This is a genomic window from Polaribacter sp. YIW18 (assembly GCF_057219325.1).
On the sequence record NZ_JBXVVE010000017.1, the window covers coordinates 1 to 14,959 of the forward strand.

Annotated in this window: 1 protein-coding gene and 1 pseudogene; both read left to right on the forward strand. The window is 38.3% G+C overall.

What is annotated here, in order from left to right:
* Nucleotides 1-110: pseudogene (locus AC2D6T_RS11795) on the forward strand (IS982 family transposase); the annotation flags it as partial.
* A gap of 285 nt (nucleotides 111-395) precedes the next feature.
* The coding region (locus AC2D6T_RS11800) for a YDG domain-containing protein (RefSeq protein ID WP_484681621.1) at nucleotides 396-14,959 on the forward strand (14,564 nt) is incomplete at its 3' end.

Consider the following 14,959-nt stretch of genomic DNA (forward strand, 5'->3'; position numbering starts at 1 on the left):
GGTTTAAAACTAGAATATTATCAAAAATTACAGCGTTAACAACGGTTCAGTACATCAATAAATTTATATTCGATAGGAATATTAATAATATTAAAATTAGCATTATTTAAAATGCACAACGGGTTACCATAATTTATTGTATTTTTGTTAATAGATTAAGAACTTTATCTTTTTAAATATTTTTTTTAAAAAGTAGATTTTAAACATTTTAAAAAACAAATAATTACAAGTAAATCATACCATTGATAGCCATGCATACAACAATATCCTGCAATATAATCAAAACTATGAGAAGCCTTTTTAATAATTCATTTTCAAAAATTAAAATTCTCGTAACACAGTTAAATATGGTTACAAGACACTTTCAAAAAAAGACCCTATTCCTAGGGGTGTTTTTGCTTCCATTTGTATCGTTTGGTCAAAACTTAACCATCAGATCGAGTGGCGAAAGCGGAACCTCGGGTACGAATTGGTCGACCTCGGGAAGCAATCCTGTTATTATTTCTTCAACCGGAACCGCCTATGTAAATACCTCTGTAATTGAGGGTTATTTAAATGCCGGTACAAGTGTGCAGCTGGAGGGTTCAATTATCAACGTGGCTAATGCTATAGATAAAACAGCTGGTGGAGATGCAACGTTGACAATAAGAGCTGGTGGAACCAATGCTGAGGGATATGGTAGGGCGTTGATTAACGCAAGTATCCAATCCACCTCAGGGGCTTTGAATATTGTATTGTGGTCTGATTATAATGATCATAATCGTGCTGGTGCTACAGTTGGAAGCTCACCTACTATCAATACCAATGGCGGACATTTTTGGATGGGTGGTAGCGCTACTAGCCAAGGAAGCACCACTTGGAATGGTTTAACTGTTGGTGATGGACCATCTGTAAACGCCATTGGTTTTACCAATCAAAACGCTATAGATTTTAATGCAGTAACCTTAAATACCAGCGGTGGTGATGTATTCATGTGGGCTGCCCCTGGTACAGGTACTGGTACTGATGGCATTGCTTTCCACGCTTCATCCTCAGTCAATACAGGTACAGGAGATATCATTTTAGCAGCGGATGTTATAAACGGAATAGCTACCAGTATTTCATCCACAGGGCATTTATATTTAGTCCCTGATGGAGGCGCTTATCCAAGCGCTGTAACTTGGAGTCATAATAATGCGTCCCCAAATATTGACGTAAGTGGCACCTTTGATGCGTTAAACATTAATGCTTTTAATAGTTTGACTGGTTTTACGATTGGGGAATATACGGGAATGGCTGGTGTAAATTTTTCTAATTCTTCTTCTGTAACTCTATCCTCAAATATAAACATCGCCGGTCCAATATCGGTTTATGGTGGGGATATAATCATAAATAATAGCCTAAATACCACGTCGGATGGTACAAACGGCGATATTTTAGTGAAGGCTTCTGGGGATATTAGCCTGACTGCCGATGAGTCGATAACTACATCCGGTGGCGATGTGATCCTTTGGGCCAATAGCGATAATCAGGCAGCTAACGGAAGTATATCCTTAAGAAAAGCTTCATCCATTACAACGGGGTCGTTAAGTGTAACCGGCGGTTCTGTTTGGTTAGGTGGCGGTGCCGATGGGGGCACATGGAATGGTTTAAGTGTAGGGCAGGGGTATGCAGTTTCAGGTACCTCTTTTACACCCTCAGATGGTGGCGGTGATGCAAACGCTGGTGTATACTTTGAGAATGCAACTATTCAAACTAATGGAGGTAATATTTTAGTCAAAGGTGACGGAGGCACAAATTATGCATCCGGAATTACTACCTATGGTGGCAATACGATTAATTCGGGTAATGGAACAATTGAATGGGATGGAAAATCATCTTCTTCTTTCGAAACCCAAGGTATTTCATTTGGGTTACACGATATTGTAATTCCTGCAAACACCAGCTTTAATTCAACCTCCACAGGGGTAGCTGTAAAATTAAAGGGTAGTTCAAATGCTGGTAACGGCATAGGGGTTGATGGAATTGTTACTATAGAATCATCGGGTTCTGGCTCAATTGATCTAACTGGAACAGGAGCAAGCCCACATTATGGAATAGAAGTTGGAAACTATTACAATGGAAGTAAGCTTAATTTATATGCTGCCTCAGGTGAAATTAAAGTAGATGGGGGCTCAATGGGAATTTCAGTTGTTCAAACGGGTAATCAAGGAAATGCTTTAGGAGATTCTAAACTTACTATTGGTCAAGGAGGAACTATTTCGTCTTCTACTAGTAACATCAAACTAGTTGGAGATGCCTTTTCTGTGACTACCAATAATGGGCTTAATATTAATGCCAGTGGGCAACTTTCAGTTTTATCTCAAGGCAATAGTTTTTCAGGTCCTCTTTCGTGGCCATTAACCAATTCAACGGTTTCAAATATTACGGGTTTAATTATAGGAAAAGAGACCAATACCTCTAATATAACCATTGGTAGTGATCAGACAGTTGCCGGTCCCATTTCTATTTACGGTAGAGATATTGCTCTAAGCGCCAACCTAACAAGCACCCTTTCAGGCGCAGATATTCTTACAAAAGCTAGTGGAGATATTGTGCTTCTAGACAATAAGTCAATAGAAACAAACCTTGGTAATGTTATTTTATGGTCTGATAGTGATACTAATAATGAAGGTAGTATTGTCTTATCTAATAACGTTGAAATTAATACGGTAAATGGATCCACTGCTAGCAATCTAAATACTGGAGGAAAAATTGTTTTGGCCGGTGGTTTAGATGATGGCTCCAATGGAGGCACAGCATCTGATGGTATTCCTGATGGTTTTGCATCAAGTTCCTTTGGAAACGGAATAAAACTTGGAACTACAGAGGCAAATGAAACACAAATGTATTCAGGAGGTGGTGACATCGTTATTAGAGGATTTAGTAATCATAACTCAACCAATGACAACAGAAATGAAGTTGGTATTTGGCATACAGGTAGTTGGGTAGCAAACTCAGGTAATGGATCTATTCATATAATAGGTAAAGGTGATAACTTTTATGGTGTTAATTTTGTAAGATCAACCGCCGTTAATAACGTAGAAGATGGGCCTAAATTTTTATCGTTCATATCTAATAAAGCTAGTGGTGCTGCAATAACTATTTCTGGAACTTCAAACACTAGTCATGGAGTTGTATTTAATTATAATAATCCTAAAGAAATATTAGCAACTGGTGGGGGTAATATTTCAATCACAGGATCAGGTGCTGGTTCAGGTTATGGCATTTTTCTTCAAAATCCAGATATATTATCTAGTGGAGGATCTATTAAACTAGATGGTGGTACAAAAGGAATATATGTACCTGATGCAGGCAGTCATCTAGGTGCAAAAACAGAAAGTAGCATTACAAATAGTACATCAAATATAACCTTAATAGCAGACGTGCTTAATTTCATAGGAGCGTCAAATATACTTACTTCTGGTACACTTACAGTAGAGCCTTCGAGCAATAGTTTTTCAGGCGCTTTTTCTTGGCCAATAGCTAATTCAACAGTTTCAAATATTACGGGTTTAAACATCGGAAAAGAGACCAATACCTCTAATATTACCATTAGTAGTGATCAGACTATTGCAGGTCCTATTTCTATTTATGGAGGAAATATTGAAATTGATGCAAATATTACTTCCACAAATGGAAATATTTTAATTGATGGTGATACAGGAAGTATTTTAGATCTTGGAGCAGATGGTATTAGAATAGATAATGAATCTACAATAAAAACAATTACAGCTGGAGATATAACGCTATTAGGCCGAAGTAGTGAAGGTAATATTAGCAGTTTAATAGGTGTAGAACTGGGAGATAATTCAAGTATTCAATCTGCTGGTAACATTAGTATTACAGGTATTTCAGAATCTAGTTCTGACACTTCTGCTAGAGGAGTCTTTCTGGCAGGAAGCATTTCGGCAAGTGGTAATATAAATATTACGGGTGAATCTAAAAGTTCTAATTATGATTATGATGTCTATCTTACTAATACTACCGCCAGATCAAGTACCGATAGTAGTATAATTACAACAGATGGTAATATAACGATTGAAGCACTAAATGAAGGTCGTGTGTCTTTTGGTGGTAATGAAGAAGATTACTTTATTACAAGTACTTCAGGTAACATAGAACTAAAAGCTGATAAACAAAATGTTTATTCAAGTATCAAGGTTAATGTAACGACTTCAGGCAGCTTATCTATTTTAGCTAGACCAAATGATGGTTCAGAAGCATCTTTTGTAGAATCTATAGATTTTACCAAATACTTGTTTGGAAGTAATATTTCAAGTTTAACTATTGGAGATCCTACTAATTCAGAAGATGTTATTATAGGTAAAGATATATCAATATCCGGGCCTATAAATATTTTTGGTGGAGATATAAATATAAATGAGAATATAATTTCATCGTCAATAAATGAAGATATTATTTTGAAAGCTAAAGGTAATATTATTTCCGCAGCTGATATTACTTTACAATCTAACAATGGAAATATAACTCTTTGGGCAGACTCAGATGCTAATAATGATGGATATATTGGTTTAGAACAGAATATTAATATAAATACAGCAAATGGTCTAACAAGCCAAGATTCAGGTGGAGGTAACATTACAATAGCTGGTGGATCTGATGACGGGTCAAACAATGGAACAGCTAATGATGGAATCCCTGATGGTTTCGCATATGCAGCTAATAATGCAGGCACTTGGGCTAATTATAATTTAGATACAAGTGGTGTAAATATAGGGACTAATACTTATGAAAATGCTGAAAATAGTCTTTCTATTTATTCTGGTGGAGGAGATATAAAAATTAATGGTATGTCAGATAATTCCATGGGTATTATGACATTTGGAGGCGGTGATAACTCTACACAAATCATTGATTCAGGATCCGGTACTATAGCCATAAGTGGTGTTAGCCTAAACACTTCGCACGGTATTGAATTTAATGCTTTTGGAGGAAGTGCCATTACTCTAAAATCATCTAGTGATGAAGCTACAGCAATTTCAGTTTATGGAGAAGTTCAAGGAAATCAGACAACTGATTCTCAAGCTGGTTTTCAAGGTAATGCAAATATATTTTCATATGGTGAAGGGGGAGTTGCTTTTACAGGTAAAACATCAAGTTCAAATTGGTATGGAGTTTTAGGAAATATAAATACTTATGTGAAAAGTGGTGATATAACATTTACGGGAGACTCTGCTAATTCCAGTTCTCATATAAATATTAATGGAACCTTTGGTAATGGTTCTGGTATCACGGATAGTTCTAGTAATGTTATTTTTATAGGGGATGATATTAACTTTGATGCTTCATCTAGTATTAGTACTACAGGAGAAGTAACATTAAAATCTCTAGAGAATAGTTTTATTTCTGAATTATCTTCGCAATTATCAAATTTAAGCCTTTCTGGAAATGAAACAGGTTTGACTATTGGTAAAACAACAAATACCTCAGGTATTGAAATTAATGATGCAATAACGACAAATGGTCCTATTTCGGTTTATGGTAGTACTATTGCAGTGAATGCACCACTTACCGCTACAAGTAGTACAATATCATTAACTTCAACAACCGCTATATCTGATGGCACTGTAGGATATTTGACAGCCAATGGGCTTGCTTTAAATGGAGCAGGTACAGTAACATTAGATAATGTGAACAATCATATAGCTACCATTGCAGGTGGTTCAAGTGGTTCTCCTATTGGCGCTTTAATTTATATAAACGCAGATGATTTAACTATTGGAACAGTCAACCCTTCGGGTATTCATTCTTCTGGAGATATTACCATAGAAACACTTACAGGAGATATTAATCTTACCGACAACATCTCATCTACATCTACATCTACTGATGCCATTATTTTAAATGCAGGAAAATCTTCTACTCCAGGAACTACCACTGGAGGAGATATTAAGCTTTTTAATACGCCAACTTTAACAGCTGGTACAAATGGAATTATCAAACTATTTTCTGGATCAGAAACGCAAAGTACTGGTTTAGCTGCTATAGCTGATATCAATTATTTCGGATTAGATGAAACATCATCACTTCCTACTTTTACAACTGGTACCACCAATGCAATTTACAGAGGTACAGGTAATAATGCTCTTTATACAGATGGGAGTAATGATTATGTAGAGCTCTCGAGCAGCCCTATCTCAGATGGAGCCACAGAATTTACTATAGAACTCTGGATTAAACCAGACGGGACAAATTTCGATGATACTGAATACCATGGATTTTTAGGCTATGAAGGAAGTAGCATTCTTACTAGAAACCCATCATTGTGGTTAAAAGAAGGGAAAATACATTTAGACTCCTACAGAGATGGAGATCTTGAGCGTTTTGATTTTCTTACAGATCGTGCTTTGATAACTCAAGATGCTTGGACTCATATTGCTTTTGTTAAAGATGCCGAAATTTATCGCGTTTACCTAGATGGAGAATTGGCAATTACTACAGCAGCTCCAGATAAAGTTAATATTTCAACAAACGCCTATTTTTTAGGTCGTATAAACAACTATTTCTCAGGACAAATAGACGAGGTTCGTTTTTGGAGCGATGTGCGTACCAAGGCAGAGATTGATGCACTTATGAATATTGAGGCTACAGGCTCAGAGCCAGGTTTAGTTGCTTATTACGATTTTAATCATGGGTCTCCAAGCAACACTAACACCGGTATAACAACTCTTGTAGATCGAACTAATAATTCTAATAACGGTACACTAAATAATTTCTCACTAACCGGTAATAGTAGTAATTGGGTCAATGGATTTTTTCCAAAAATAATTGGAGAGCGTTATGTTTATCTAGGAAAAACCAGACAATTAAGTCATTTTGTTTCTGGTGGAACATGGTCTGTAGACAATAATTCTCTGGCTAACATCTCATCAACTGGGGTACTTACAGGAGTGAGTGCTGGTCAGGTAGCCGTAACTTATACTGTTAATGGAAATAGTACCACTGATACTTTTGATATCGTAGACCAAAACAATCTAGGTACCTTAACAATCGTAGCCAGCGGAGGTGTAACCGAGGATAATGGATGGGCTTATAGCAATGGTGTAATTCGCCCAACATCATCTTCGGCAGTTAATATCAATGCTTCTTCGGTACTTGAAAAATTAAATTTAAATCATTTGACTATCGAAGCGAGCTCGATATCAGTTAATACCAATGTATCGTCTACTTATGTAAACAACCTAACCTTAAAAGCTTCAGCAAATATTACTCAAGCAAGTTCTGTTGACATAACTACAAATGGCGGTGATGTAATTCTATGGTCTAATAGTGATAATGAAACTACAAATGGTGGCTACATCTACATCCAAGATAATGCTACAATAGATACAAGAACCCAAGTAGATAGAGTAGCAAATAATGGCTCAAATGATGATGAAAATGGTGGATCTATTATTTTAGCTGGAGGTGATGGAACAAGTATTCCTACGGGTTATGCGCTAAATAACACCCTAAATTCTACTCCTAGAGGTGCAATATCTTTAGGAACAACTGTAGTGGGTAGAAAAAATAGTGGTATTTCATTTATTTCAGGTGGTGGAGATATCTCTCTAAAAGGACAACATACTTCTACATCTGGTGGAGACTCAGCAGGTATTTCTGCTTTTGAAGGTTTTACTTTAAATGCTGGTAAGACGGGTAATATCACTTTAGTCGGTGATGTTAGTGGTTCAAGCGCTATATACTCTGACGGAATAAATCTTGGAAATTATGCAACTACCGCAGGTGGTACAGCTTCGTATATTAAAACAGTAAATGGAAATATAACATTAACAGGAACTTCAGGAAGTGGCTCAACTCAAAGTAGAGGAGTATTACTGGCTGGTGGTGGTGCTGGAATTTTTGTACAAAGTACAGGAACAGGAGATATAAATATAACCGGAACTTCCGGAGGAGGTGCAGGTACACCCTATAACACACTGTTTATTGGTGCCAATATTTTAGCTAATAGTGGAGATATTAATTTACTGAGTGGAAGTGCTGGAGGAACAATATATAGTTCAAGTTTTGCTTCAACCATAGGTTATAAATCATCAAGTGATATTACAACTTCAAGTACTGATATAACTTTAACTGCAGATAAATTTGATTTAACTTCTGGTATTGCCTTTAATACTTCAGGTACGTTCACAATAAAGCCAACAAGCGGAAACTCGTTTGAAAGTGCATTTGATACCTCAAATTTGACTTATTCAAGTGACGTTTCAGGGCTTACTATAGGACATAGCTCAAACACAGGTAACATTACAGTTGGAAGTGCCACAGAGATTGCTGGACCAATTTCTATTTACGGAGGAGACATTACCATTAGTGACAATATCTCAAGCACGCTTTTAGGGGCAGATGTTTCTATAAGTGGTAAAAAAATAACTCAAGACTCAGGTACTGAAGTTCAAACCAATGGTGGAGATATTTCTTTTTTAGTTTCTGCAGGTCAGTCTACTAGTGCTAGCGATTATCTTATTAAACTTTCAGGAAGCAGTTCGGATAAGGTTAATATCAATGCCAATGGGGGTGATATTAATATGTCCTCTTATTTTGCTTCAGGGTCAAGTGGAGGCTCTGACAGAGCAGTTTTATTAGATCATACCAATATAATTACATCTGGTTCCGGATCTATTAATGTTACAGGAGATGCTTCTTTGTCTTCCAACACAGGAAATAGCTGGGGACTTCAAGCCTATGCATCTAGGATTCAGACTGATTTGGGCGATATTGATTTAAATTTTGTTGGGGGTAAATTATCTGGCAATTCAAGAGGCTTTGCTATTGATGGAAATTCATTTAAAGTTTTATCTAACTCTGGAAATATAAATATTTCAGATACAGCCCCAGATGGATTGGCTGGTTCTTATAACGGTACCTATCTTAGGCCCTCTTCAGATGGTTCAATTGTTTTTGGCGCAGATGGGACTAATATTCTTACCAGTACTTCCGATATTACAATAGAGTCAGATAAAATTCAATTTGAATCATACTATACCACTATAGCAACATCAGGAGATATTTCAATTCTGCCCCCGGACAATAATTTTGATAGTGATATTGATTTATCAAGAGTCAATATTAGTGACTCTCCATCCTCTTTAACAATTGGCAAAACATCTAGCACAAAAACAATAACTGTGGGCCGGGATATAAGTACTTCAGGCCCTATTTCGATCTACGGAGAAGATATTACTGTAAGCGCCAACCTTTCAAGCACGCTTTCAGAAGCAGATATTTTATTCAAAGCTTCAGGGAATATTACTGTTGCCGCTAGTAAATCAATCTCAACTAATGGCGGTGACATTAGTTTATGGGCAAACAGTGATGGTGAGTTATTATCTGGTGGTTACATTACACTCAATAATACAACAAGCCTAGATTCAAGAACACAATCAGATCGTATAGCTAATGACGGATTTAGCAACGATAACAGTGGTGGTGCAATTACACTCGGAGGTGGAAATACTTCTGCAACTCTAGATAGTGGGACTCTTGTACCAACAGGATATGCACTAAAAGCAACCAATAGTCAAATTGGAGGTATTCAGTTTGGAACTTCTGTTAATGCTGGTATTTCTCTTACTTCAGGTGGTGGTGATATTTTATTAAAAGGGAAGTCAACTGATGGGGATACATCTGCTTACTCTGAATCAAATGGAATCTTGTTTTATTCTGGTATTTCTATAGATGCAGGTTCTAATGGTAACATTACAATTGATGGTCAAGCAGAAAATGGAAAATACAATGCAGGGTTTTATCCTTCCTATACAATGGGTTCAAATAATTCTATTATTCGCACTAGAAATGGTCACATTTCTATAAAGGGTGAGTCATTGGGTGGTTCGAGTAGTGGTGGTGCTGATCGTGGAATTATTCTAATGGGCCCAAATGATACAGAGGCCGCCTTAACTATTGAATCAAGTGGAACAGGTAATATAACCTTAATAGGTAATGCTGGAACAGGTTCAAACGCATCTCATGATTTTTTCACCCAAAACACTGTCAATATTCTAGCGGCAAGTGGTAATATCACCTTAGAGGGTCGTGGTAATGGAATTACTGAGATTTATAATTACTCTATAACAATGGGGCGTAAGGCCAATACAAATGTCACAAGTTCTTCAAGTGATATAGAAATTACTGACAATAAATTGACTATTGGTGGAAGCGGTGTGAATATCAATACATCAGGTTCTACAACTATTAAACCTTATGGAGATGATTTCTCATCTAATTTCACCACATCTAATATTACATTTAGCTCTGACATGACTGGCTTAACTATCGGAAAAGATACGAACACCTCTAATGTTACGGTTAATAGCAATCAAACGGTTGCCGGTCCGATTTCTATTTACGGAGGAGTAGTGGCTGTCAATTCCCCACTTACCGCAACAAATAATACAATCTCTATTACGAGCTCAACTTCACTTACAGATGGAGCGTCTGGATACCTCATTGCCAATGGTCTAGCATTAAATGGAGCTGGGACAGTAACATTAGACCATACAAGCAATGATATCAATACCCTTGCTGCTGGATCAAGTAGTTCTCCTATTGGTGCTTTGAGTTATACGGATGCAGATGATCTAACCATTGGAACAGTAAATCCTACAGGTATTCATTCTTCTGGCGCAATTGAACTTGCAACATTATCAGGTGATTTAGAATTGACAGAGCCGATTGTTTCTACGCAAGCAACAGGTGATGCAATACAACTATATGCAGATAAAGACGCCACGTCAGGTAATGAAGGTGATGGGAATATTACAATCACAAATAACGGTTTAATTACTGTTGAATCTGGCGCTAGAGCCTTATTATACTCAGGTAAAGAAACAGAGAGTACAGGAGTACAAGCAGCCGTTGGCGGAGAAAGCAATACGCGCACGCAAGTAGATGCAAATACAGATTTAAGTACACTTGATCCTGTTATAGGGAATACTGGAAAGTATGCTTTGATGCGTGTGGCAAGTACTAACGATAATGCCAATCTTTCGAGTTTAACAACATCAGCAGGAACGCTAAGTCCTGTATTTAATTCGGATACGACGGAGTATAGTGTAGTATTGATCGCAGGAACAAGTAGTGTAAATTTCACACCATTTACCGACGATACTTCAGCGACGCTAAAGATAAATAATGTGGCACATACTAGTGGCACGGCCTATACAGCTAGTAACTTGAATGCTTATCAGCTCTATGAGATAGAGGTAACCGCAAGTGATGGTATAGCAAAGAAGACCTATAAGTTGGCGGTACGCGTTACCCAGACAACTGTTCCATCGCCTACGGGTGTATGGCGTAATTTATTTGCTGGGGAAAATTTTGATCCAAACGACGATCAGCAGGCGACAGCAGATACGGATTTGGTAGGTAATGCGACAGATGCGATGATGCAGGCGCAACAGGGGACTTATAGTTTTTCAGACGGTACAATAGATAAAGTATATTATTTCCGAGTGCGTTTGGGTAATAAGAATGCACCGAAAATAAGTTTTTATTATGGGATGGACGTTGATAATGATTACAAGATAGACTTTGTGATCGAGGCGAACTTAAAGGAACAGACGCCTTATGTGGCCTATCATGCGCATGATCCTAGTAAGGATGGAAGCGGTCCGTCTGTGACAGCATGGGAGAATGACAGGAATGACACAAATATAGAGCGTGAGCTAGGGGCAAGAGATGCCCGTATTCTGAGTTATGCAACTGTAGGAGAGTCCACAACAGTTGTAGATATTGACGACGGTCCTGTAGGAGGTCAAAATAACGGAGATGATACTTGGCTAGAATTTGCCTTCACAGAATCGAGCTTTAAGTCATGGACTACGGATTACTGGGGAACCGAATTAACAGGCGGAGATGTATCAGGTCTTGTAGCCTTTACTTCAACTTCTCAGACTGCCAATGGAGATATTGGTGGGATCAATGATAAGACGGCAGACATGAGTTTGACCTGGCGTGAACTGGGGAACTTCATAGAGTCTAACCTAGATGAGGTAACCAGTTATACATTGTTCATTCCAACGGTAGTGAGTCAAACCTCAAATACCCAAACACCAACCGTAACAGGAACTTGGGGCGGTTCAAATGAAGGGGATGATACATTGGTTGTCACCATTGGTGGCGTAACTTATACGGTAGGTAATGGACTAACCATTAATGGATCTTCATGGTCTGTAGTGGTGACCACATCATTAACAGAAGGGACTTATGCTATTTCGGCAACTGCTACTAGGACTTCAGATGGGTCAACCAAGACAGATAGTACCACAGATGAACTGGTAATAAAACTAACCACTCCATTAACAAGTACAGACATTACAACAGCAACCATAGCTGACTTGGTATACACAGGTCAAGCCCAAACCCCAACGCTAGCGGTTAAGGATGGTACAACAGTACTAACTCAAGATACCGATTACACGCTAAGTTACTCAGACAATATAAATGTAGGAACAGCTACTGTTACCCTTACAGGAACAGGTAATTATAGTGGAACAAAACAGGTTACTTTTGATATTACCACTAAGTCATTAACCATTACCGGTCTTACTGGAGATGACAAAGTGTATGATAACACGACATCAGCCACAGCTACAGGCACCGCGAGTTTATTAGGGGTTGAAGAAAATGATGATGTAAGTTTAGGAGGAACTCCAGTCTTTACATTTGCAAGTTCGAATGTAGGTACAGGTATCACCATTAATACCACAGGTTATACAATTTCAGGAGCAGATGCGGGTAACTATACACTTACACAACCTACCTTAACCGCAGATATTACAGCCAAAGAGCTAACCATTACTGGTCTTACAGGAGATGACAAAGAATATGACGGTGCTACAACCGCCACAGCTACAGGCACAGCGAGTTTATCAGGTATAATTACAGGCGATACTGTAAGTTTAGGAGGAACTCCAGTCTTTACATTTGCAAGTTCGAATGTAGGCACAGGCATCACCATTAATACCACAGGTTATACAATTTCAGGAGCAGATGCAGGTAACTATACACTTACGCAACCTAACTTATCCGCAGATATTACAGCCAAAGAGCTAACCATTACCGGTCTTACAGGAGATGACAAAGAATATGATGGTGCTACAACCGCCACAGCCACAGGCACCGCGAGTTTATCAGGTCTAATTACAGGCGATACTGTAAGTTTAGGAGGAACTCCAGTCTTTACATTTTCAAGTTCGAATGTAGGTACAGGCATCACCATTAACACCACAGGTTATACAATTTCAGAAGCAGATGCAGGAAACTATACACTTACGCAACCTACCTTATCCGCAGACATTACAGCCAAAGAGCTAACCATTACCGGTCTTACAGGAGATGACAAAGTGTATGATAACACGACATCAGCCACAGCTACAGGCACCGCGAGTTTATCAGGTCTAATTACAGGCGATATTGTAAGTTTAGAAGGAACTCCAGTCTTTACATTTACAAGTTCGAATGTAGGTACAGGCATCACGATTAATACCACAGGTTATACAATTTCAGGAGCAGATTCGGGTAACTATACACTTACGCAACCTACCTTATCCGCAGACATTACAGCCAAAGAGCTAACCATTACCGGTCTTACAGGAGATGACAAAGAATATGACGGTGCTACAACCGCCACAGCTACAGGCACCGCGAGTTTATTAGGAGTTGAAGAAAATGATGATGTAAGTTTAGGAGGAACTCCAGTCTTTACATTTGCAAGTTCGAATGTAGGTACAGGCATCACCATTAACACCACAGGTTATACAATTTCAGGAGCAGATTCGGGTAACTATACACTTACACAACCTACCTTATCCGCAGACATTACAGCCAAAGAGCTAACCATTACCGGTCTTACAGGAGATGACAAAGTGTATGATAACACGACATTAGCCACAGCTACAGGTACCGCGAGTTTATTAGGGGTTGAAGAAAATGATATTGTAAGTTTAAGTGGAACTCCAGTCTTTACTTTTTCAAGTGCGAATGTAGGTACAGGCATCACGATTAATACCACAGGTTATACAATTTCAGGAGCAGATGCAGGAAACTATACGCTTACGCAACCTACCTTATCCGCAGATATTACAGCCAAAGAGCTAACCATTACTGGTCTTACAGGAGATGACAAAGTGTATGATAACACGACATCAGCCACAGCTACAGGTACCGCGAGTTTATTAGGGGTTGAAGAAAATGATATTGTAAGTTTAAGTGGAACTCCAGTCTTTACTTTTTCAAGTTCGAATGTAGGTACAGGCATCACGATTAATACCACAGGTTATACAATTTCAGGAGCAGATTCGGGTAACTATACACTTACACAACCTACCTTATCCGCATACATTACAGCCAAAGAGCTAACCATTACCGGTCTTTCAGGAGATGACAAAGTGTATGATAACACAGCTTCATCCACAGCTTCAGGCACAGCGAGTTTATTAGGAGTAGAAGAAAATGATGATGTAAGTTTAGAAGGAACTCCAGACTTTACATTTGCAAGTTCGAATGTAGGTACAGGCATCACGATTAATACCACAGGTTATACAATTTTAGGAGCAGATGCAGGAAACTATACACTTACGCAACCTACTTTATCTGCAGATATTACAGCCAAGGTATTAACTATCACAGCAGACGATAAGAGTAAGGGCTTTGGAGAGTCAGATCCAACATTAACAGTTAGTTATACAGGTTTTGTAAATGATGAAGACCAAGATGACTTATCAGGAACGCTATCGATAAGCAGAGCAACAGGAGAGGCAGCAAACACCTACGCAATTACCGCTTCAGGTTTAACGGCTACTAACTATGCGATTACCTATGTTGCAGGAACGTTTACCATTGCAAGTAAGTCGATTACGAGTACAGACATTACAACAGCAACCATAGCAGATTTGGTATACACAGGTCAAGCCCAAAC